At 61.0% G+C, this 22,219-nt stretch carries 16 protein-coding genes and 2 pseudogenes; 8 read left to right on the forward strand and 10 right to left on the reverse strand.

Annotated elements, in window-relative coordinates:
- Positions 1–9: 9 nt before the first annotated feature.
- Genes RO07_RS18680 through RO07_RS18690 form a run of 3 tightly spaced genes read left to right on the forward strand, consistent with a single transcriptional unit; the run spans position 10 to position 2,221 of the window.
- The gene (locus tag RO07_RS18680) at positions 10–465 is read left to right on the forward strand and encodes a nuclear transport factor 2 family protein (RefSeq protein WP_052266715.1); all 456 of its coding nucleotides are present in this window, start codon (positions 10–12) and stop codon (positions 463–465) included.
- Positions 466–481: 16 nt separating this feature from the next.
- Entirely contained in the window at positions 482–1,513 is a 1,032-nt protein-coding gene (locus RO07_RS18685; protein ID WP_052266716.1) for a YheT family hydrolase, read from the forward strand.
- A gap of 9 nt (positions 1,514–1,522) precedes the next feature.
- Positions 1,523–2,221: a DUF2946 family protein gene (locus RO07_RS18690; protein ID WP_039404795.1), complete on the forward strand. Its 699-nt coding sequence runs from the start codon at positions 1,523–1,525 to the stop codon at positions 2,219–2,221.
- A 4-nt stretch (positions 2,222–2,225) separates the two neighbouring features.
- Here the strand turns inward: RO07_RS18690 and RO07_RS18695 are convergent, their stop codons facing one another.
- Together RO07_RS18695 and RO07_RS18700 are read right to left on the reverse strand one after the other, a co-directional pair.
- The gene (locus RO07_RS18695) at positions 2,226–3,518 is read right to left on the reverse strand and encodes an MFS transporter (RefSeq protein ID WP_039404796.1); all 1,293 of its coding nucleotides are present in this window, start codon (positions 3,516–3,518) and stop codon (positions 2,226–2,228) included.
- A 180-nt stretch (positions 3,519–3,698) separates the two neighbouring features.
- Entirely contained in the window at positions 3,699–5,210 is a 1,512-nt protein-coding gene (locus RO07_RS18700) for a M48 family metalloprotease (protein ID WP_039404798.1), read from the reverse strand.
- A gap of 324 nt (positions 5,211–5,534) precedes the next feature.
- Here RO07_RS18700 and moaC point away from each other — a divergent pair, with 324 nt between their 5' ends.
- Complete coding sequence (moaC, locus tag RO07_RS18705; protein WP_039404800.1) at positions 5,535–6,014, forward strand: cyclic pyranopterin monophosphate synthase MoaC; 480 nt, start codon at positions 5,535–5,537, stop codon at positions 6,012–6,014.
- Between the two features lie 19 nt (positions 6,015–6,033).
- Here moaC and RO07_RS18710 read toward each other — a convergent pair whose 3' ends face one another.
- A complete protein-coding gene (locus tag RO07_RS18710) occupies positions 6,034–6,909 on the reverse strand; it encodes an EamA family transporter (RefSeq protein WP_174234878.1) in 876 nt (291 codons plus the stop codon).
- A gap of 76 nt (positions 6,910–6,985) precedes the next feature.
- Between RO07_RS18710 and RO07_RS18715 the strand changes: the two genes are divergently transcribed.
- Positions 6,986–7,579 carry a MarR family winged helix-turn-helix transcriptional regulator gene (locus RO07_RS18715; RefSeq protein WP_084072703.1) on the forward strand — a complete coding sequence of 198 codons (594 nt, stop codon included), beginning with the start codon at positions 6,986–6,988 and terminating at the stop codon, positions 7,577–7,579.
- 21 nt (positions 7,580–7,600) lie between these two features.
- On the opposite strand, the gene RO07_RS18720 is transcribed toward RO07_RS18715, so the two are convergent.
- Positions 7,601–8,812, reverse strand: a complete 1,212-nt coding sequence (locus tag RO07_RS18720) for an MFS transporter (protein ID WP_039404803.1) — start codon at positions 8,810–8,812, stop codon at positions 7,601–7,603.
- Between the two features lie 103 nt (positions 8,813–8,915).
- Here RO07_RS18720 and RO07_RS18725 point away from each other — a divergent pair, with 103 nt between their 5' ends.
- On the forward strand, positions 8,916–9,860 hold the full coding sequence (locus RO07_RS18725) for a LysR substrate-binding domain-containing protein (protein ID WP_052266717.1): 945 nt from the start codon (positions 8,916–8,918) through the stop codon (positions 9,858–9,860).
- Between the two features lie 157 nt (positions 9,861–10,017).
- On the opposite strand, the gene groL is transcribed toward RO07_RS18725, so the two are convergent.
- The 4 genes and pseudogenes from groL to RO07_RS18745 all read right to left on the reverse strand — a co-directional run.
- The gene (gene groL, locus RO07_RS18730) at positions 10,018–11,664 is read right to left on the reverse strand and encodes a chaperonin GroEL (protein ID WP_039404805.1); all 1,647 of its coding nucleotides are present in this window, start codon (positions 11,662–11,664) and stop codon (positions 10,018–10,020) included.
- Positions 11,665–11,712: 48 nt separating this feature from the next.
- Entirely contained in the window at positions 11,713–12,006 is a 294-nt protein-coding gene (gene groES / locus RO07_RS18735) for a co-chaperone GroES (RefSeq protein WP_039404807.1), read from the reverse strand.
- Between the two features lie 179 nt (positions 12,007–12,185).
- A pseudogene (locus tag RO07_RS18740) lies at positions 12,186–13,449 on the reverse strand (IS110 family RNA-guided transposase).
- 177 nt (positions 13,450–13,626) lie between these two features.
- A pseudogene (locus RO07_RS18745) lies at positions 13,627–14,093 on the reverse strand (transposase); the annotation flags it as partial.
- A gap of 635 nt (positions 14,094–14,728) precedes the next feature.
- Here RO07_RS18745 and RO07_RS26135 point away from each other — a divergent pair.
- Complete coding sequence (locus RO07_RS26135) at positions 14,729–15,739, forward strand: hypothetical protein (RefSeq protein WP_147284617.1); 1,011 nt, start codon at positions 14,729–14,731, stop codon at positions 15,737–15,739.
- Positions 15,740–17,004: 1,265 nt separating this feature from the next.
- Here RO07_RS26135 and RO07_RS26140 read toward each other — a convergent pair.
- Positions 17,005–17,703: a hypothetical protein gene (locus RO07_RS26140; RefSeq protein WP_157118217.1), complete on the reverse strand. Its 699-nt coding sequence runs from the start codon at positions 17,701–17,703 to the stop codon at positions 17,005–17,007.
- Between the two features lie 745 nt (positions 17,704–18,448).
- Here RO07_RS26140 and RO07_RS18755 point away from each other — a divergent pair.
- A complete protein-coding gene (locus RO07_RS18755) occupies positions 18,449–19,576 on the forward strand; it encodes a hypothetical protein (protein WP_039404814.1) in 1,128 nt (375 codons plus the stop codon).
- Positions 19,577–19,635: 59 nt separating this feature from the next.
- On the opposite strand, the gene RO07_RS18760 is transcribed toward RO07_RS18755, so the two are convergent.
- Positions 19,636–21,984 carry a hypothetical protein gene (locus tag RO07_RS18760; RefSeq protein ID WP_039404816.1) on the reverse strand — a complete coding sequence of 783 codons (2,349 nt, stop codon included), beginning with the start codon at positions 21,982–21,984 and terminating at the stop codon, positions 19,636–19,638.
- Positions 21,985–22,219: the final 235 nt, after the last annotated feature.

Consider the following 22,219-nt stretch of genomic DNA (forward strand, 5'->3'; position numbering starts at 1 on the left):
TAGATCCTCATGCCACGTTTTGTCCGTCTGTTCGATGCTGCCAGCGAAACCATCACGGCCTTTTACGACGCACTGCGCCGGGGCCAGACGGATCGCGCCATGTCGCTGTGGGCGAACGAGGATTTCGTCAGCTATATCCGCGCCGACGGCACCCGCTGGGACGGTCTCGAGCAGATCCGCAGCGGCCTGGTCGCCCAGTTCGCGCAGAGCGTCGTGCTGATCGACTCGCTCGACACGACCGAATACGACACCGTCGGCACGGTCGTGCACACGGCGACCGAAGCGATGCGCGTGGGCAGCGAAGACGCCGGCCAGGCCACCGCCCAGCTCATCCACACGACGTATGTCCTGGTGCACGAGCAAGGCGACTGGCGCTTCGCGCACATCCATTCCAGCCCGTTGCCGCCGCATGCCGTCGAGCAATTCAGCCTGATGATGCACGCGCGTCCGGACGGGCTGCATTGACCCGCGCGGTGTCGCAATGACGGCCCGGCCGGCAGCGTTTCTTCCTCAGGATTACCGGGCGCCGAGGTGGCTGCCCGACGGTCACAGCCAGACGATCTACCCAGCCCTGCTCGGTCGCCGCTCGCACGTGGAATTCCGACGCGAGACGTGGGACACGCCCGACGGCGATTTCGTCGACGTGGACTGGCTGGTGGCGCCCCCCGCGTCGAAAAAATCGCCGCCCGCCCCCGACGGGCTCGTCGAGACGCCGCTCGTGGTGCTCTTTCACGGGCTCGAAGGCGGCTCCGGCAGCCATTACGCGCGCACACTCATGCGAGATGTCGAGGCACAGGGTTGGCGCGGCGTGATCCCCCACTTTCGCAGTTGCGGCGGACGCATGAACCGCGCACCGCGCTTCTATCACTCGGGCGACAGCAGCGAGATCGACTGGATGCTGCAACGTCTGCGTGCCAATACCTCGGGCCCGATCTTCGCGGCAGGCGTGTCGCTCGGCGGCAACGTGCTGCTGCGCTGGCTCGGCGAGCGTGAAGGACACGCTGCGCGGATCGTGAGCGCGGCCTGTGCGATCTCCGCGCCGCTCGATCTGCGCGCGGGCGGCCTCGCGCTCTCGCGCGGCTTCAACATGGTGTACACGCGCAACTTCCTGGGCACGCTCAAGAAGAAGGCGCTCGCCAAACTCGAACAGTATCCCGGACTGTACGACCGCGAGCTGATGATGGCCGCCCGCGATCTCGGCGAATTCGATCACGTCGTGACGGCACCGCTGCATGGTTATCGCAGTGCGTTCGACTACTACACGCGCGCGTCGAGCAAACCGATTCTGCCGGCCATCGAAGTGCCCACGCTCGTGATCAATGCGCGCAACGATCCGTTCCAGCCCGCCAACGTCTTGCCGGGCAAAGACGACGTCGGCCGCTATGTGCACTTGCTGCAGCCGGCGCATGGCGGTCACGTCGGCTTCATGACCGGCGCCTTTCCCGGCGGCCTCACCTGGATGCCGCGCACGGTCGTCGACTATTTCCGTCAGTTTCTGCCGGCTGCGGTATGAGGTTACGTCATGGATGAAATCGTTCGACAGGCGATGGCCAAATGGCCCAACGTGCCGCATTGCTACGGCTGGCTGGCGCTCGACAGACGCGGGCAATGGCGCATGCGCGACGACGCGGCACAAGCCGCGGGCGCTCCGGGCGACCCGATTCGCCACGCTGCGCTGATTGCGTTCATCGCACGCAATTACGCGTGTGACGAAGGGGGGCGATGGTACTTCCAGAACGGACCGCAACGCGTGTATGTGGCGCTGGCGTATGCGCCGTTCGTCGTGCGCTTGACGTGGGACGCGCAGGCCAATGGCGGACGCGGCGCGCCGGTGCTCGCCGATCAGCTCGGACGCGCGTTCGCGCCGCAAGCCTGCCTGCTCGACGAGGACGGAAACGTCGCGTTCGTCGGCGGGGCAAGCGAGGCGAAAGCGGCGGATGGATCAGAGGCGAATTCGAAAGCCGGCCCGACGCTCGCGCTGCTGCATGATCACGACATCGATCTGCTCACGCAAGTCTCCGATATCGCGCAAGCGTTCGAAGTGTTCGATAACGGTGGGGGTAGGGGTGAGGGTGACAGCGATGCGATGCGAGCGCGACAGTCCACGCGTTTGCACTGGCGCAACGGCGACTCGCTGCCCTTCGCTTTCGTCCGCGCAGACGCATTGGCGCAGACCTATGGATTCGAGCGGAATCCGCAGATCGGCGATCAAGGGGCGTGAGCGGTTACTCGGCGGCGTCCCGTTGCACTGGCTCGGCCGCATCGAAGGCTTCGGGATATCGATCGGAATAGAATTTTTCGACGCTGCCCTCCGTGTCTTTTACGCCAAGGAGTCTCCATGGCTCACTGGCGAGGCACGATGACAACACGGCAATGCTGACCAGGCCACCATACAGCCACCATCGGCCTTCCGTGGTGTGAGAAGCGTATGAAATGCCATACAGCGCGAACGACAACATACCCGCCAGTTGGGTTGTCAGCAGCGTTGCACCAGCGACTCTGACGCGTACGCGCGATGGCAGCGCGATGACGCGCCGGTCAATACCATTCATCGACAAACAAGCCCCGATGGCCCCTGCCGACATCAAGCTCGCTCCCAGCCAAACGGTGGTATCCGCGACCGTTGCCATTGCGAGGCTGACGCCCAGCGCTACCCAACCGGCAACATAGCCAGGCCTGCGTCCGAATGCGCTGGCAAGCATCGGATGAAGAATCGCAACGCCCGCGATAGATCCGATAACGAATGCTGCGATCAGCCAGCCGGCCTGCGACTCCGGTAGTCGGGCCTGTCGCACGACTTGAGGAATGAGCACCGGCACGACCCCCGCGGTCGCGACACCCAGCAACATATCCCAGAGCGTGAAGCATCGTTCCGCCGATAGTCGGACTTTTAAGGCGAAGCCGGCAAACGTACGATGCAGTATCGTCTTCGCGGAAATGGGCACTGGCGATTGCCTTCGATCCGGCGACGGCAGTGTCGGCAGTCTTAACAGGATGGGAAGCGCGCAACAACCGAGAACTGCCAGGCACCCCAAAGCGTATTGCCAGGTATAGAGGAGTAAAGCCGTGCCGGAAAGCAATGGTCCACAGATACGGCCGAGATTGACCACAACCCGTTTCAGTCGAAACGCCGCGAGCACGCGGACCTTTTCGACCGTCTCCGCCGGATAGACGCCAAGCAGCGGTTGCATGGACGCAAATGCGGCGACAGCGATCATGTCGTTCAGCATCCAGAAAGTCAGGCCAAGCGCTGCCCCCGCAATCGCGAGCCGCGACATGCCGGATAACACGATGATCGAACACGCCCAACGCATGACCTGCGCCCGCGAAAGCTGCTCGGTCCATAAAGCGGCGACTGGTAGCGCGATGACAGCACACGCGGCAAGCGCAATCTCATAGGCCACCACGCCCGTCGCGCCGAAGCGGTCAAGCAAGACGATAGGAACCACCGCGTTCCACATGCCGAGGTAGACCGCAAGAAGCCAATCCAACGACAGATAAGCGAGAAATAGGGGCACGTTTTGGCAGAAGCGACCACGGCCGGAAATCGGCCGTGGCAACTACGAGGTGAGAAACCAGGTCAGTGAGCGGCTACGAAATGCGCCACGCTTGCGTCAACCCAAAAGCTCGGGCGCGATGAAGTCGTTCGGTAAGTATGAACGTACGTACATACGTACATCACCATGCGTATGCAACGCTCATCCGAACTGCTTGTTGAAGTCCTTCTCGTCTTCCTTGTCTTCCTTGTAGCGACGCTGGAATTCGTGCAGCCGCGCGTCGATGGTCGACATCTCGTAGAAGTCCGCGTCGCCGGCGTCGCGCGCGAGTTTGAGCTGGCTGACGGCCGCCATCCATTGCCCCTGCAACGCGTATTGTTCGGCAAGCGCCGAATGCTGACGCGCGCGCTTGCCCGACGCCGCCCACGCGCCCGCGAGAGCGCGCCACCAGATCGGTTCGCCGCGATAGCGCTCGACTTGCGATTGCAGGAACTGCGTCGCCTCCGGAACGCGCTGGCTCGCAATCAGCGCATCGGCGTAGGCCATGTCGGCTGCCTGCGACAGCGGGAACGCCGTGCGGGCCTGCCTGGCGATGCGCAGCGCCTCTTCCGGCTTTCCCGATAGACGCGCGATGTCCGAGTCCAGCACCGCCAGACTCGGTGTGCCCGGCCCCGTGCCGCCGAACGCCGACTTCGCTTTCTCCAGCGCGTCGCGCGCCGGCTCCCAGCGTCGTTGCTTGAATTCCGCGAGCGCCACCGCATACCAGGCGCCCGCCACGCTCGGCGCCGTTTGCGTGCGGATGTGAGTGCGCTGCGCCTCCGCCACGGCGGCATAGTCGCTCGCGGACTTCTGCTGCAGGACGAGCGCGCGCGCCCGCACGAACACGTACTCCGGCGATTGCTCCGGTTGGCGATACCCTGCATTGCGCGAGCGATTGAGCATGTCGGCGATCCGCTCGTTGGTCAGCGGGTGCGTCCGCACGTATTCCGGCACGCCGGCTTCGTTGATGGCGTCGGCGCGTTGCAGGCGCTCGAAAAACGTCGCCATGGCATACGTATCGAAGCCAGACGCCTGCAGCAACTGAAAACCGACGCGATCCGCCTCGCGCTCGGCGTCGCGCGAGAAGCGCAACTGCCGGTCGACGGCCAGACCCTGCCCGCCCATGGCAATCCCCATCCCCAGATCGGAGCTGCGCGCACCGATACCCGCGAGCAGCCCGAGCAACATGCCGCCGAGCGCGATCCACGAATTCTGCGCCTGCTGGCCCAGCATGCGCGCGATGTGATGCTGCAGCACGTGCCCCGTCTCGTGACCGACGACCGACGCCAGTTCCGACTCGGTGCGTGTCGTGACAATCAGTCCGGTGTTGATGCCGATGAAACCGCCGGGCAGCGAGAACGCGTTGATCGCCGCGTCGCGCACGACGAAGAATTCAAAGCTCTGGCTCGCGTCCAGCCCGACCTTGCGCGTGGCGGAGACGAGCTTGCCGCCGAGCGCGTTGACGTAATCGGAGAGCAGCAGATCGGACAGATAGTCGGGATCGGCGCGAATCTCGCGCATCACCCGCTCGCCGAGCTTGCGCTCCATCGCCGGCGAGAGGTCCGACGCCGAGCTCTGACCGAGCGTCGGCAGCGACTGTGCGGCGGCCTGTGTCGGCAGCACGGCGGCGGCGAACGTCGTCGCCGCCATCACCGGCACCAACGCCGATGCCACCGCGCGTTGCCAGGGGGCGACGGCGGCGGGAAATCTGCGGGAAAGGAAGCAGGACGGGGCGCGGAACGAACGTGACGAACGCGTCATGGAAAGGGGCGCAGCGTGGCGCTGATCATTCGGAGCTGCTGCTATGATAGCAGCCAGACGCGGACGTTCCGCAGCGGTGCACATTGCTGCGATATGCGGCGATATACAGCGATACGCTGCGATGTACCGCAACAGGCACCGTCCTGGCGCCCGGGCTACGATGGCATTCCCTTCCGACGGAACCGGCGCCGGCGCAAAACTCCCGCAATCTTCCCGGCACCTTCACAGCATCGACTCATGGCAGAACTCACGCACTTCGACACCGCCGGTCAGGCCCATATGGTTGACGTCGGCGGCAAGGACAGCACGCATCGCGTGGCCGTCGCGCGCGGCACCATCCGGATGAAACCGGAAACGCTGGCGCTCATTCGCACCGGTACCGCGAAGAAAGGCGACGTGCTCGGCATTGCACGCATCGCCGCCATTCAGGGCGCGAAGCGCACGGCCGATCTCATTCCGCTGTGCCACCCGCTCGCCCTCACGCGGGTGACGGTCGAGTTCCTCGTGGACGACGGCGCGAACGCCGTGCACTGCCGCGCGCAGGTCGAGACCATCGGTCGCACCGGCGTGGAAATGGAAGCACTCACCGCCGTGCAGGTCGGGCTGCTCACGATCTACGACATGTGCAAGGCGGTCGATCGCGGCATGACCATGACCGACGTGCGCGTACTGGAAAAGCATGGCGGCAAGTCGGGAGACTGGGTGGCGCAGGTCTGAGGCCACCCACACCGCGCGATCAAGCGCGCGACGCCGTCCACTGCACCGCCAGAATGCTCGCGAACACCATCGCGAGCCCGACGAATGCGAAGCCCTTGATCGCCTGATCGAGCAACACCCAACCGAGTATCACGGCGGTCAGCGGGCTGAGCAGCCCGAGCGACGACACCGCCACCGGCGCCAGCCGCGCAATCCCCCGAAACCACAGCGCATAAGCCAGCAACGCCCCCGCCATCGACAGATAGAGATAGCCCAGCGTTTGCCACAGCGTCAGCGAAGGCAGCGGTGGATCGAACCACGCGGCGAGCGGCGCGAGCATCAGCCCCCCAAGCCACAACTGCCAGCCCGTGAGCGCGAGCACCGGCATTTGAGGACGCCAGCGGCGCGTGAGATAAGTCCCCGTCGCCATGCTCGCCGCGCCGGCGAGCGCCGCGAGAATGCCGATCGGCTCGAACACCGTCCCTGGCGAAAGCAACAGCACCGCCATGCCGACGACGCCCGCCACCGCCGCCCACACGGTCGGCAGCAAGGGACGACGATGCTCCACACCCCAGACCAGCGCCATCACGAGCAGCGGCTGGATCGCCCCGACAACCGCCGCCAGTCCGCCCGGCAGCCGATACGCGGCAACGAACAGCAACGCCTGGAACGCGCCGATATTGAGCGCCGAGAGCACCAGCAGTCGTCCCCATTCGCCGCGCGCCGGCCAGCGTCGCGCATAGAACAGCAACAGCAATCCCGACGGCAGCACGCGAATGAGCGCCGCCGTAAACGGCCGGTCGGGTGGCAGCAGTTGCGTCGTCACGATGTAGGTCGAACCCCAGATCATGGGCGCGAACGCTGTGAGCAGCGCATCGGTCCAGCGCACTCGCGAAGAGGAAGTCGCAGTTGTCATCTCAATTTATCTTCATTTCAAGATAAATGCAGTTTGTTATCATTTTGTCTCGACGTCAAGACAAAAGAGGCAATACATGACGACCGGATCGACGGGTAAACGCAAGGCGCAAGCACATCAGCCCGAAACATCGGAAGCGCCCGGCACGGGAGCCCCCTCCGGCAGCACCACAGATCACGGCGATGCGGTCGACCGGATCCTTGCGCAATGGCATCGCGAGCGCCCGGATCTGGACGTCTCGCCGATGGGCGTGATCGGCCGCCTCAAGCGCTGCGCGGCGCTGGTTCAGCAGCAGCTCGACGAGACATTCGCCGAATTCGAAATGAGCGGATGGGAGTTCGACATGCTGGCGACGTTGCGTCGCTCGGGGGCGCCGTACCGGCTCGCGCCGACTGCCCTCTTCTCCACGTTGATGGTGACCTCCGGCACGATGACGCACCGCCTGCAGCGCCTGGAAGCACGCGGCTGGATCGCACGCGTGCCGAACGCGGAAGATGCCCGCAGCATGCTCGTCGAGCTCACGACCGAGGGCTTCGAACTGATCGAGCGGGCGGTCGAGGCCCACGTCGCGAATGAACACCGCATGCTGGCGCCGCTCTCGCCGGCGTCACTCCAGCAGATCGACGCCGGCCTGAGCGCCTGGTTACGGGCGCTCGAGGCCGGGCGTTGAGAGGCATCGCGAGAGGAGGCGTCAGGCCGCCGCGACCTTGCCGACGCGCTGACGTTGCGGCCAGAAGTACCACACCGCGCCCAGCACCTGCAGCACGACAAGGATCGTCCACGCCGTGAAGTGCGCGTCGGCACTGTGAGCCTCATACGCGCCGAGCACCGCGCCCACACCGACCTGGCACAGGAAAATCAGCACGAAGATGACGAGCGTGAGCGACGTGTTCACGCGCCCGATCAAGGTGCCGTGAAAATGCTCGGCGAGCACCGCGTACGAGAGAATGCCCGTACCGCCGAAGATGCCGTAAGCAGCCCAGAGCCAGACCGGCGGAATCGGCGTGCGCAGCATCAGCAGCAACTGCACCGCGACGAACAGCACCATGCCGACGCCCGAGAAAGCGAACACGCTCACACCGCGCCGCTCCAGCGAGCGCGCAGCGGCGCCGAACACCACGCTGCCGGCCATCATCGCAAGCCCCACGACCGAGACCAGCGACGCCGCCTCCGCCGGCGAGAGCCCTTCCACGTCACGCATGAACGGCGCCATCCACAGCGACTGCATCGCGTAGAACACGCCCTGCGTGATGCCGGAGAGCGACGTCACCTTCCAGAACATTCCGCTGCTCAGCACCTGACGCACGCCATCGAGCGCCTCGCGCAGCCCTCCTTGCGCGTGCGCGCCCGGCTTCTCCGGCGCGCCGAACCACAGCGCCGCCGACATGAAGACGGTGAGGGCCGCCAGCGCGAATGACACCACGCGCCAGTCCGTCATGCCGAGCAGCCAGTTGAGCGGCGTGCCGACGACGACGCCGCCCAGGCCGCCCACGGCCATCACCAGGCCGTTGAGCAACGGCAGACGCGCCACCGGGAACCACTGCGCGAGCGCCTTGAACGCGCTGCCCAGGCACACCGACACGCCAACGCCGATCAGCAGGCGCCCTGCCATCAAGGTGCCCACGCCCTGCGCAAAACCGAAGAGTGCCGCACCGGCCGCCGCAAGCAGCAGGACCAGCGATGCGACCCGGCGCGGGCCAAACCTGTCGAGCAGCACGCCGGCCGGGAGCTGCGCGCCGGCGAAACCTAGGAAATAGAGGCTCGTCAGCAAGCCGAGGTCGGCCGACGACAGGCCCAGGTCGCGCGTCATTAAAGGCGCGAAACCGATATTCACGCCGCGGTACACGTAGGAGACGAAATACCCGCAGGCGAACAGGACAAAGATGCGAAGCGCTTTGGACATGAAGCCATACCCTAGTCAATTGCTCGGGTATGGATTGTCGGTGCTCCGGCGTCCAGAAGCCAACGAAACCTTTGCGCGCGCATTGTGAGTAGAATTTGACTTTATGTTTCCCCATCTGCCTCCCTTTCAATCACTGCGTGCGCTAGAGGCGGCGGCCCGACACCGGAGTTTTACGCGGGCTGCCGAGGAATTGAATTTGACGCACAGTGCCGTGAGCCATCACATGCGCTCGCTCGAGCAGCAGCTCGGCACGGCGCTGTTTCGCCGCGTGGGCGCGCGGATGATTCCGACGAGTGTCGGCGCGCGTCTAGCCGAGCGAATACGCATCGGCATGTCCGAACTGGACGAAGCGTTCACCGAAGCCCGCGCCGGCACCGCGGCAGGCGCAGCCCCCAGCACGGTGCGCCTCGAAGTGAGCGTGATGACCGACCTGGCGGCCCAATGGATGATTCCGCGCCTCGCACGTTTCAGCGAGCGGCATCCGGGCATCGATCTGATGGTGCGCATCCACGCCGATATCGCCGCGCCCGATCCGTATTCGGTCGACGTCGGCGTGTGGCATCAGCGCGTCGAGGAGACGGGGTTCGTCACGCGCAAGCTGCTGGACGACTACGTCGTCGCCGTGTGCCATCCCGATCTGATCGCCCGCATACCGGACTTCACCGTGGCCGACACGCCAAAATTGCCGATGCTGCGCTTCGCGCATCGCTCCTGGCGTGACTGGCTGGTTGCCGCCGGGCTGCCGCCGCACGAACCGACGCGCGGCCCGATCTTCGACGATTCGGGCCTGCTGCTGCGCGCGGCGATTGCCGGACAGGGCGTGGCGACCACGCGCAGCCTGCTGGTGCGCGACACGCTGGCGGCCGGCGAGCTTGTGCAAATCGGCGATATCCGCATCCCGCCCAGCCTGGAGTACCACGTCAGTTGGCGGGAGAATCATCCGCGCGAGCGCGCGATTCATGCGTTCTGGCAATGGATGCAGGACGAGATCGCGGCAACGGCGCCCCTCGGCCCGCCGCTTGCGCCTGGCGGCGGGCACACCGCCTGAAGACGGCGATGCAGAAAAGCGGTGCATAAAAAAGCGGCAACGAATTCCGAAGAACTCGTTGCCGCTTTTGGCGTGAGCTTCGACGGCGATGCCGCGAAGCCCGACGACCGGCAGGCGGAGCGCCTGGGCGCTCCGTTCATGCAGCCCCTTGCGAGACTTACATGCCCATGCCCATGCCGCCCATACCGCCCATGTCACCCATGCCACCCGGCATCGGTGCATCTTCCTTCGGCAGTTCGGCGACGGCGCAGTCGGTCGTGAGCAGCAGGCCCGAAACCGAAGCGGCGTTTTGCAGCGCGGTGCGGGTTACCTTGGTCGGGTCGACAACGCCCATTTCGACCAGATCGCCGTACTCGCCGGTCGATGCGTTGTAGCCGAAGTTGCCCTTGCCTTCCACGACCTTGGCCACGACCACGCTGGCTTCTTCGCCGCCGTTGGCGACGATCTGGCGCAGCGGCTCTTCCATGGCGCGCAGGACGATCTTGATACCGGCGTCCTGATCAGCGTTGTCGCCCTTGATGCCCGAGACGGCCACGCGAGCACGCAGCAGTGCCACACCACCGCCCGGGACGATGCCTTCTTCCACGGCAGCGCGGGTAGCGTGCAGCGCGTCTTCCACGCGCGCCTTCTTTTCCTTCATTTCGACTTCGGTCGCGGCGCCGACCTTGATCACGGCAACACCGCCGGCCAGCTTGGCCACGCGCTCTTGCAGCTTTTCACGGTCGTAGTCGCTCGTGGCTTCTTCGATCTGGGCGCGGATTTGCTTCACGCGCGCTTCGATGTTGGCAGCCTCGCCGGCACCGTCGATGATGATGGTGTTTTCCTTGCCGATCTCGATACGCTTGGCCTGGCCCAGTTCGTTGAGCGTCGCCTTTTCCAGCGTCAGACCGATTTCTTCGGCGATGACCTGGCCGCCCGTCAGGATGGCGATGTCTTCCAGCATGGCCTTGCGACGATCGCCGAAGCCCGGAGCCTTGACGGCGCAGGTCTTCAGGATGCCGCGGATGTTGTTGACCACCAGCGTTGCCAGGGCTTCGCCCTCGACGTCTTCGGCGATGATCAGCAGCGGACGGCCGGCCTTGGCGACTTGCTCGAGCACCGGCAGCAGGTCACGGATGTTCGACACCTTCTTGTCGAACAGCAGGACGTACGGGTTCTCCAGGATCGCGACTTGCTTTTCCGGGGTGTTGATGAAGTACGGCGACAGGTAGCCGCGGTCGAATTGCATACCTTCGACAACGTCCAGTTCGTCTTGCAGCGACTTGCCGTCTTCGACGGTGATCACGCCTTCCTTGCCGACCTTGTCCATCGCCTTGGCGATGTAGTCACCGATCGAGGTGTCGCTGTTGGCCGAGATCGAGCCGACTTGCGCGATTTCCTTGTTCGTCGTGCACGGCTTGCTGATCTTGCGCAGTTCCTCGATGGCGGCGGCAACGGCCTTGTCGATACCGCGCTTGAGGTCCATCGGGTTCATGCCCGAGGCAACGTACTTCATGCCTTCGCGAACGATCGACTGGGCCAGCACCGTGGCGGTGGTGGTACCGTCACCGGCGTTGTCGCTGGTCTTGGAAGCCACTTCCTTGACCATTTGCGCGCCCATGTTCTGGAGCTTGTCCTTGAGTTCGATTTCCTTGGCGACCGACACACCGTCCTTCGTCACGGTCGGGCCGCCGAAGCTGCGCTCGAGCACCACGTTGCGACCCTTCGGGCCCAGGGTCACCTTGACGGCGTTAGCGAGGATGTTGACACCCTCGACCATCTTGGCACGAGCGGAATCGCCAAAAACGACTTCTTTAGCTGCCATTGCATTAACTCCTTGAATACTTTACGTAGATGTCTGCGGGGGACAGACTTACTCGGCCACCACGGCCATGATGTCTTCTTCGCGCATGACCAGGAGTTCCTGGCCATCGACCTTCACGCTTTGGCCGGCGTACTTGCCGAACAGAACGCGGTCGCCCACCTTCACGTCGAGTGCGATCGACTTGCCTTGATCGTCTTTCTTGCCCGGGCCGACGGCCAGGATTTCACCCTGATCCGGCTTTTCAGCAGCGGCGTCCGGAATCACGATGCCCGATGCGGTCTTCGTTTCGTTGTCCAGGCGCTTGACAATAACGCGGTCATGCAAGGGACGAAGGTTCTTCATTACAGGCTCCTCTTTCTCTTAGTGAGATCGTCAAAACTCTAATATGCAATCGTTTGCATATTCGGTGAATTCATGGCGTTAGCACTCTGCGCCAACGAGTGCTAATTATAGGGACGGGGTTTTACGATTTCAAGACTCGGGGTTTTCCCGGGGGTGGGGGGGTGCCCCTATGTAATTAGTCAAGCACTAGGGGCGGTTTTCGGTTGATAAAAAGTGCCGTCGCGCAGCATGGCAAAGAGCACGTCGCAGCGCCGGCGAGCCAGCGCGATAAGTGCCTGGTTGTGGCGCTTGCCCTGCTGGATCTTTCGGCTGTAGTAGGCGCGTGAGATCGGGTCTCGCAGGGCGGCAAAGGCTGAGAGAAACAAGGCGCGTTTGAGTACCTTGTTGCCACGCCGGGAGGGGTGTTCGCCTCGAATCGAGGAACCAGAGCGCCGGGTGACCGGCGCGAGACCCGCATACGCGGCCAGATGGGCGGCCGAGGCAAAGGCCTTGTGCGCCACCTCGGTCAGGAGTCGTGCTGCGGTCCTGAGCCCGACTCCGGGCATGCTACTCAGGACCGGCCAAAGAGGGTTGCTTTGCACCAGGCGCTCGACTTCGGCGGCAATCTCGTCGCGTTGCTTGCGTAGGGCTGCTAGTTGCTGGGCCAGACGCGGCATGACCAGCGTGGCGGCATGAGTACCAGGCACGACTACGGTTTGTTCGGTAAGCGCCTGCGCGATGTCAGCGGCCAGGCTCTTGCCAATGCGTGGTGCGAGCTTGATCAGGCGATTCGCCAGCGTTTTTTGGCCCGCGGCCGTCAGTGCTGCAGGCGAGGGGTAGCGCTCAAGCAGATCAAGCACGGCGGGGTGATCCAGGCGAGGCCCGAGCACGCGCTCGAGCGCGGGATGAATCTGCGTGAGTAAGCCGCGAATGCGGTTGCTGGTTTGATTGACTTGGGCGGCCAGATCATCGTCGAAGCCGCACAGCATGGTCAGCTCGGCGAGCGGCTCATCGGCCAGCCGCAGCGAGCGCAGCGTATGCGGCATGGAGCGCGCGGCTTCGGCGATGACGGCGGCGTCACGTGCATCGGTCTTGGCTTCGCCGGCGTGCAGGTCAGCGATGCGGCGCATGGCCAGGCCGGGTAAGTAGGCGACGAGTGCACCGGCGTCTTGGGCGACGGCGAGCGGCAGCGCGCCAATGGTGGCGGGCTGATCGACGACGAACAGAAGTCGGCCGTGCACCTTGAGCTCATTGATGAGGGCTCGCAGCTGTGTCTCATCGTTAGGCAGGGCCTTGTTGTAGAGGCGACGGCCGTTGCGATCGAGGGCCACGGCATGGTGGTGGCCTTTGCCGACGTCGACGCCGATGAAGACATCGACGGCGTCATGAAGAGGAAAGTTTTGCATTGCAGTTTGCTCAAATGACGAATTGGCCTGCAAAAACCATGGTGGCAAGTCTCGGCATCCACGTTACGGACGGCATCGGAAAATCCCGAGCCAAACCCCTATTAGCGATCACCAGCCACCCACCAGCCCCGGTGACAACACCCCCCGGATCATGACTGCGACTGGGGGACTTAATCATGCCGGGCCTGGCTGGCCAAAACCTCAATTATCGAGGTGCGAACATAGTAACGGGGGGCCGCAGCCCGTCGAAGAACACAACCGGATACATCGGTCCGAGCGGCCGGGCTCGCCAGGCAGTCACCTCGGCCATCACCTCATCGGTCATGGAGCAGACGAAATCAGGCGAGACCTCGGTCCCGTACTGTTCCAGCAGGAAACCCTGGATCTCGCGCACGATCATGCCGCAGGCGTGCATGGCGACGATCATCGAAGCCGGTGAAGCGGCGTTCGTGCTTAGGAATCAGGATGGGCTCGAAGCTGCCGTTGCGGTCGCGCGGCACCTCGATGCGCACCGGCCGTCCTTGCCCTCTTTGCCGTTGCGCTGATTCGGGGCCTCGGCAGGCTTGGCAGCACCGGGTAGATAGCCGAGATGGTGGTTCACCTCACCTCCCAGCGCGCGCTCGATCAGCACCTTCTTGAGCGCCATGGTCGCGGCATTGATAGCTTCAACGGCTCAAGCAGTTCGGCGGGAATTGCCGACAGTTCCGCCAGCGGGGCTTTCGGTTTGCAAAACCGAAACTCTCCTTGAGAGCATTTTATGCCTTGGTTACGAAATTACTGACAGCCCCTTTTAAGTTCAATGTTCGCCGACAGGTGCTGGCAGAAACCACTGAGTTCAGAAAGTTTTCGGTTCAACGTCCAATGAATCTCGATACCTATCAACATTAACAGCTTTAATTTATGTCCTCGTTGTGTACATTTCATCGCATAGAGGATGATATGAAACGCCGTCGACCCCGGTGGTTTCATGCAGACGATGCCTGAGGCTCATGTAGCCAGATTCGGTATGAGGGCACTCGCGGGTCTTTCACGTGAGTCCGAGCGCTGCCTAGCCTTCACAGTCGATTGCAGTCGATGCCGCATCGTCCACAGATTGCCCAAGAAAAATAACGTATGCATTGCTGCGTATTCTTTATTAACTCTCGATAGCACATCTTCAAGTTACCGAAACGGCGATTCCACCTGGGCGCGAAGCGTGCTTCCCCCTTTGAAGGCATCTCGCAACTTTCACGGTAGTCAGAGGGCGAACACCTTAGGTGCTGGTCCTGTGAGCGAACATTGTTCGCATGTTGAAACGCGGTGATTTACTCCCCCAACCTAGCTGGAGAAGGAAGATCATGGCCGTTTACAATGACCTCTATATCCGGGATACACTCCAAGACAACGGGACCTATCCGTCGACTGGAACTCCATATACATCCCCAGACCTCATTCCGTTTCTAGGCACGCTTTTGGAATGGGGAGAGGCTAACGCAACCTACAACGGACCAGACATTGGCGAGGTCGTTATCAACGACAGACCGAACAATCTTTACGTTCGCGCAAAAAATTTAGGCACCGCGCCCAGTTCGGGAACAGCCAGTCTCTACTACGCAAACGCGTCGCTTTTTCTCATGCCAAACACTTGGACAGAAATAAGAAGCGCAGAAGGCGATGCCGCATTGCAGCTTGTGGACGAAAAGGGAGACACCACAATTCAGCCTAACGGAGTTGCAATCAGCAACCCAGCGTTCTTGCTTACAAGCCTACCGGAAGGCGCACACTACTGTCTGATTGGGGTGCTGCAAACACCCTCCCATCGAGTGGTGATACCAAGAACCTTTCAATCAAACGCTGAATTTTCACTGTGGGTGAAAAACAATCCCGCAGTGGGTCAGCGAAATATCAGCTATATCCCCAGCAAAGTCAAATCGATGACGCGAAACTATGACTTTGGCAATGCCAATTCCACTGAAGAACTGTTTCATTTCAGCATCGTGGGAGAAGGCTTTGAACAGGGCACCGAAATAGTTGCGGAATCCACTGATGAAAAATGTCAATTCCTTGAGAAACTTTCCCTTCCCGCTCCGAATAAAAAAGGGCAGCAAATAACAGGGTTCGATGTCGACATCCCTGGCAATTACAGGGGCGCCGTTACGGTATCCGCGACATCAGAAAATAATTTTCCTGAAGGCGCTACATTGAGCGTTAACTATTATCAATATCCTGTTACCCTATTCGATCTTGAAGCCGCGGCGCCTGTTGATATCGTTCGAAAAATGGATGGAGGAAAGCACGTTTCCTATGCAGCGGTGCTGATTCATGTTGGGCGATGCACGCTCATCGTAAGCAGCAGTTATCGTAAGTAGTTAAAGCTGCTAAAAACAGCGTCATCGGAACGTGTCTGACAAGCGTTAGAGATGACATGGCGAGAAAGAAATCAGCAATGAACTGTGGAAGACTCCACAACCACTGTTGCCGATTGTGAAGCCTTCAGCGAAAGCTGATAAGCGGTCAAAACGCCGCCTTTCCTGGCGTCGTCGCAGCCGGCATACGCCATGACGTGAGTGCCGCGAAGCCATCGGCCGTGGTGGTGAGCAGCAGTTTTTTGAATGGCCAAGCTTATTTCGAAAAACTCATTACGGGCTAATACAACTATCCGAGAAAGCGGGGGAAGGCCCGATTTATTCGAAGGAAATAATGACCTCCGGTGTCCCGGTATTCGCGACGGCCCACGCGTTTAAACAATTGACCCCATCACAAGTCGCAGACCCAACCTGTCCAGGGGCGCCTGAGCCGCTGCTTTCAACCATCGACGACCATGGACCAGGCTTATGAGAATGAACCCATGCGGCAGCACTCGTCGACCCGTTTGAAGAGTTGATGCTCCAACTCACACTTTTATTACTATCCGCGCACCCCTGCAGATAATTGTTACTGTCCTCCATGGAAATTTGGTATCGCTGGTTGGGTTCAAGGGAGATTTGGTAGGGTCCAAATTGATACATGCAACTACGGCCAGTGCGGGTGATAGTCAACGTAGTCGTTCCCTGGCAGTTATTGAAGGTAACCTTATGAACCGCTGATTTTACGCGGGGAGGCATTCGTTTAGGCGGAACGGAAGCGATTGAGTCACTAGTTGGGGAGAGGCAAGGCATCAATCCATCAGGACTTTGTCCCTCCTGTTTTGTCATTTTCTCTGCTGTGGTTTGTTGCGATGCGACCGCGCTGCCGACCGCCTCTGCCGCCCAGGCCAACTTCATTGCCGCACAGAGAAGGGTGAGGGTAGAAAGAACCATCCAGAACGCAACCGTCACCTCGGACCTGCGCCTTGGCCTGTCTTTGGGCGTCGAATCTATCGCCACATGCATTTCGCTCTCCATGGTTCAAAACTGGCCGACTGGTAACGTGCCGTATAGATGCGATGCTCCCCCCTACCGTCCGCTTTATGCACTCCCCTACTGCGGTGTTCCACGATCATATGCACCCGCGACACGCTGTTGAACGTGTCTGCGACGTGGTCGAGCAGATCCCGCGGGCGATATGAAAGAAAGCGTGTGCACGCGCTTGTGCGGGCCCACTGCGTCGACAGTGAAAATATGTCTTTCGTGTGGCAAAGGCGATTTGTATGTTTTCATTGAAAGTAGACAGTAACCTGCGGTGTCCCGGAATCCGCGGGGACCCACGTGTTTAAACAAACCTGCCCATCACAAGTCGCTTCCTGAACCTTGCCAGAAGCGCCTGTGTCGTTGTCCTCAATCTGCGACGACCATCTGCCGGGAGATTTGGAATGAATCCATCTGAAACCACTTACCGCCCCGTTCGAAGCGGTGACGCTCCAAGCCACCCACTTATCTGCCCCATCGCACCCATAAGTGTAATTGTTACTATCTTCCATAGTGAATTGATATTGCTGGTTGGGAGGCAGGGTAATTTGGTAAGGTCCAAAACCCCACATGCATTGACGATCAGTACGAATGATGGTCAATGTGTTATTTCCCTCGCAGTTATGGATGGTGATGACATGATTTCCTGATTTGTTGCCAGGAGGTATTTTCTTAAGATCGGCCGACGCAGTTGAGTCATTGCTTTTGCGAACGCAGGGCATGAGTCCATCAGGCCTTTGTGATCCCCATTCTATCGTTCTTTCTGCTGCTTTCTTTTGCGACGTGGCCGCGCTACCCGCTGCGCCTGCCGCCCCGGCCGTGTTCATAGCCACAAAGAAAAGTGAGAGTGCCGATATGGTCATCCAGAACGCAGCCGTAACAAATGACGTGCGTCTTGCACCAATTTTGGGTATCGAGTGTATTGCTAGGCGCATTTCGGTCTCCATAGTTCAATATTGGCTTACTCGGGTTGATGCAGTTTGATACCTTGCCCCTGGCGTCACTGGTCGCTTTTATTTCGTTTGGCTAATCCCGACGACGCGGACAAGAGTAGTTTCGTAGCAGCCCGCCGCAGCCTCCGAGTGCGGCTGAGCAGCCGTGTCGCCACAGTTGACCGGATGGCGTTCTAGCGCTCTCGGCCTTGTGAAAGACCCGCACGAGTGCCCTCACACCGAATCCGACTACATGAGCCTCAGACATCGTCTGCATGAAACCACCGGGTTAGACGGCATTTCATATCATTCTCTATTCGATGAAATTTATACAATGAGGACGTAAATTAAAGCTATCAATATTGATAGGAAAGCACCGTGTCAATAGTCATTGAACTGTAGGCAGTTTAGGTCGAAACCAACGTAAAACTCCGTGTTCAGCGGACGCTCCATCTTTTGAGAATCAACGAAAATTCAACGCAACAAGATCCGAATACCCGATAGTTTAAAGTTGTAAGAATTTTGAGTTCAATGTTCGCCGACAGGTGCTGGCGGAAAAGCCTTTGCGGACGCAAGCTGCCAATCCAATGGCCACAACGCCCGGGCGTCCCCGTCTGACCGCCTATGATCGTTTTGTGCAAGCCGTATGTTCAACAACAGGACATCATTGATGTCGCCGGGCTGGGGTAATCGACCGGCATATGCGGACTCTCATTAATCACTCAGCACGAGAAGCGATTCGTTTTCGCCACCTGAACGTATGGACATTTGTATCAGTGGAAGCTGGTTCTCTCGCTCAATCAGCGAAGTTGATATTCATGCAAGCGTGACCGCCCAGCGCGAGAAAGATGTGGTCAGTCTATGGGGAAAAATCGCCGACTGGTTTCTTGGCACCAAAACCGAGGCTGCCAAGGTCGCGCTTTTTCGCCTCGCTCACTCGGACACGCTGGCACAGCAACTGTCCTCGTTTTCTGAACTTAAACGGTATGTCGCGCCTGCACGGCAAGACTCGTTGACTTGGCGGATCTCCGACAATGACCCGCCCGTTTTCCGAATAGGGGATTTTGATATCTCGTGTCACGCTGCTACGGAAGACACCATGGCGAACCTCCCCCCCTTCGATCTAGAGGACAGATCCCGCCTGCTTTGTTCGATGCACTACGACGGCCAGAATGTTGTCTCCGAGTTTCATCATTTCGCGGCAGAAACCTTATCGTTGCCAGAATCGGACAGGAACGCCGATGCGGTGCTCGAGGCCCAGGAGAGGTTTCTGAACCTGACGCCCAGCCTGCTCCATGCCCTGAAGCTCATTGGCCTGCCCGAAAATGACGTCCAAGGCGATTTCGCTCGTGAAATTAGTGAGACAGTCGAGCACATGATCTTTCAAATGACGGGAGACGAGGACACCGGTGTACGGGCGGCTCGGAATGCCGAGAACCTGTTGATCTTTGCCAGCGATATCATGCGCAACAATGCGCCGGACACACCGCTCCCTCCTAGTGAAACCGTCCAATCACATGGCTTTGGGCCGTTTCCGACCGGCAACTCGCTAGCTGCCCTTCGTCTTCGTGCAGAATATTCGCGTGAATCCTTGCTGCGCTCCGATGCCACACTTGATCTGGCCACCCGTCTGTCCAAAGCCCGCGATGTAATCGCCGACATTCAACTTCGTGCGAAGAATTCCGGTGAAGACGTCTCCGACGCCGTGCTCGAGACGATCACTGACCTGTTCCAGGCCGGCGAATTGCACGAGGCGAACTTCGTCTACGCGGTGTTCGCCGAACGGTATCCGGGTAATGCAAACCATGTTGCGAGCAAAATGCCCCCCGAGGTGCTCCACCACTATCGGACGGCGGGCGATCTCGACGCTGACTATCTCGGCGGCTAGCGCGTGACGACGTGACAGACGCAGAATCCGAAGTAAGAACCGATTGCCACTCGGCACCATCATCCGCCGTTTGCGTAGCGCAACAGCGCCCAAAGATGCTGGCCGATACCGCCGGCGACGGCATCAAATATCTGCTCCTGGACTTCTGGCGTGGGATGGTCCCCGGCCGCTGCCGGGCCGGCGCGCGCAAACGCACGGTTCAGTTCGCTATCGATGACATCCGCTTCTTGACGAGAAAGCCCGAGCCGTTTCAACGCCTGCAAGGCGGATGCACGCCGATCCCGGAATTGCAAAAATTCCGCACTGAACGTACCTCGTCGAATTGCCCATTCGACTCCACTGCTATGAATCCGTACCAATCCCCTGACAGTTGTCGATCGAGCCGGCCGAACGAGGGGCGGCCGACGGTCTAAAGCCACGCCTTCTCCCGTGCGAGAATCCGTTGCAGACGACGTAGCCGCTGTTGGTGACGACCTCCTTCTGGCCGAGCTTCGCGCCGTCGACCTCGTGATTGCTGTCGGCTCACGTGCCGACGCGTCCTCGGGAGCCCGCCTTTGTATGTCCTGGAGTCGCGCCGCATCAGCGATGCGACGCAACGATGTGCCATCCCCCTTGAGTGCCGCATTCACGGCGCTGACCAGTCCACCGCTCCGATGTTCGACCAATACTCTCAATTCGCCGGACACCGTGTCCTTGAGTGGCGGCTGGAGCTTCTCCGCAATCGCTCGATAACCCAATCCGTCCTGCCCTTGTAGCGCAGGAAATTTCCCTGCGCTCCGGATTCGATCGACTGCCTCGTCAAAGGGTAAGTACGGATGATTCGTTGTGCCATCGACCGTCACGCTACCTGACTGGGCGGCGTCGGACGGCGCGCGCAATGCCGGATCCGCGGCCAGAAGCGACTCGACGGGTGTCTTGACAGTGGCTCCGGCAGAATTGCGGCCACCAGTCGAGGCATCCACCCGATGGCGATCACCGCGCGTCAGGTCCAGGAGAGTATTCAAGAGCGCCTGCTTGCTTTCGACACCGCCGCCCCGGGGGAATAGCAGTTCTTGACTCCCCCTGTCGAGCTGGCCAAACGCAGCAAGTTCAATCGAAGTCGTGGCGTGCTGCGCCAACGCGCCCAGAGACGCGGCAGAGAATCTCGACTGCTCCGGGACACCCTCCGTCAATTGCGAGGCGTATTCGCGCAGTACATTCGTTGGCTGCCAGCCTCCGGCTGCCTCCGCGGCCCCATTGGTCAACATGTGCGGTGGGAAATTCCTGATGGCGGAGCGCAGTTGCGTCGACAGCTTACTGTTCACACGGCCAAACTGGAGTGGCGATGTCCGGAACTCTACCTGTGCCGTGAGTCTATCGCCAACCGTTTTGATGTCGTCCAGCAGCACTTCCAGCACCGCCCGCCGTATTGGGCGCCCACGCGCCTGGGAAGGCGGCTCAGGGATCGCATATCTCGCAAGCGTCCGGTTCAACAACAGCTGGAGCGTTGGCCGGACGGTTACCGGAAAATAGTAGACGCGCCCGATCTCGATCTCGAAACCGATGTGCGTCGAAGACTCCGTTCGAATCTGACTGGCAATATCTGGGCGCGGCGCAGCGGACTGCGATGCCACCGACCGATCACTGGCGTCCTGTGAGTGATCGTCGCCCGACGGAACCGCCAGGGGTATGACGGGTTCGCCGGCCTCTTCCTCGCGGCCGATTCGTTCCGGTTCGTCGGCAGCCTGCTCCAGCAACGGCGTGTCGGGCAATCGGAGCGCGTCGCGCGGAGGAACCTGTACAAGTCGAACAGGCGCGCCGATTTGGCTGGACACAGCAGGTCGTGCGCCGGAAAGCGCTCCGCTCCTGCGTTCCAGTCGCCTTTCGGGTTGCCTCACAGGCCGTCGCCCTCCCGATCCCCCGCCACGTTCTCCCCGCGCCGAAGAAGAGAAGCTCCCCAAGCCCGCCCCGCCCTCAAACGAGGCCCGAATTGCTCTGACGACGGCGGCAGCATCACCGAATCGCTGCCAGAGGCTGCGAGACTTGATCCATTCGTCGAAGGTAGCGATGATCCGCGCAGCCTCATCAGGCGCGTCGGCTTGAGCAAGCCGTGCAACTTCGGCCACGATCGGGGATTCGGGCATCACCCGATTGGGCGAGCGCCCGATAAAGATAACGCGCTGTACCACCCCCCGCCCATCGGGCACTGCGCGCCCCTCCTTCGCGACGTCTGGTGCGGAATCGCTGATAACCCGCTGCAGCGCCTGAAATTGCAGAGTCCGCCGGCCGCCGTGCAGCAGGTCCTGCATCCGCGCATGCGTGCTGGAGGCCGGGCGGTTGTCCTCGATCCCATGCGTCGTGCGGAACTCGGCACGAGGGTCGTCAAGGCGCTTCGCTTGCTCTGACTCCACCAGCACATGCTCTTTCATCGCATCTCACCTTACAGAGGGGGCTCCGAGAGAGTGCATTTCCGATGGGCTACCGATTTGCCGACGGTACGTTGAAGATGTAGTAGTACGCGACGACGCCGACAAACACCAGCAGAATGATGGCAGCGACCGCCAACCACTGGCGACGTACGTGTCGATGGCCAGTCGATCGATCCCGTGCAGACCGCGAGTCGTGGTCCACGTGCGGCCGTCTTCGTCGATCGCGATCCATCCA

This window comes from Pandoraea pulmonicola (assembly GCF_000815105.2).
Lineage (GTDB): Bacteria > Pseudomonadota > Gammaproteobacteria > Burkholderiales > Burkholderiaceae > Pandoraea > Pandoraea pulmonicola.

Coding starts and splice junctions, on each gene's coding strand:
- RO07_RS18680 (WP_052266715.1), top strand. CDS start 10: ATGCCACGTTTTGTCCGTCTGTTCGATGCTGCCAGCGAAACCATCACG.
- RO07_RS18685 (WP_052266716.1), top strand. CDS start 482: ATGACGGCCCGGCCGGCAGCGTTTCTTCCTCAGGATTACCGGGCGCCG.
- RO07_RS18690 (WP_039404795.1), top strand. CDS start 1,523: ATGGATGAAATCGTTCGACAGGCGATGGCCAAATGGCCCAACGTGCCG.
- moaC (WP_039404800.1), top strand. CDS start 5,535: ATGGCAGAACTCACGCACTTCGACACCGCCGGTCAGGCCCATATGGTT.
- RO07_RS18710 (WP_174234878.1), bottom strand. CDS start 6,909: ATGACAACTGCGACTTCCTCTTCGCGAGTGCGCTGGACCGATGCGCTG.
- RO07_RS18715 (WP_084072703.1), top strand. CDS start 6,986: ATGACGACCGGATCGACGGGTAAACGCAAGGCGCAAGCACATCAGCCC.
- RO07_RS18720 (WP_039404803.1), bottom strand. CDS start 8,812: ATGTCCAAAGCGCTTCGCATCTTTGTCCTGTTCGCCTGCGGGTATTTC.
- RO07_RS18725 (WP_052266717.1), top strand. CDS start 8,916: ATGTTTCCCCATCTGCCTCCCTTTCAATCACTGCGTGCGCTAGAGGCG.
- groL (WP_039404805.1), bottom strand. CDS start 11,664: ATGGCAGCTAAAGAAGTCGTTTTTGGCGATTCCGCTCGTGCCAAGATG.
- groES (WP_039404807.1), bottom strand. CDS start 12,006: ATGAAGAACCTTCGTCCCTTGCATGACCGCGTTATTGTCAAGCGCCTG.
- RO07_RS26135 (WP_147284617.1), top strand. CDS start 14,729: ATGGCCGTTTACAATGACCTCTATATCCGGGATACACTCCAAGACAAC.
- RO07_RS26140 (WP_157118217.1), bottom strand. CDS start 17,703: ATGGAGACCGAAATGCGCCTAGCAATACACTCGATACCCAAAATTGGT.
- RO07_RS18755 (WP_039404814.1), top strand. CDS start 18,449: ATGGACATTTGTATCAGTGGAAGCTGGTTCTCTCGCTCAATCAGCGAA.
- RO07_RS18760 (WP_039404816.1), bottom strand. CDS start 21,984: ATGAAAGAGCATGTGCTGGTGGAGTCAGAGCAAGCGAAGCGCCTTGAC.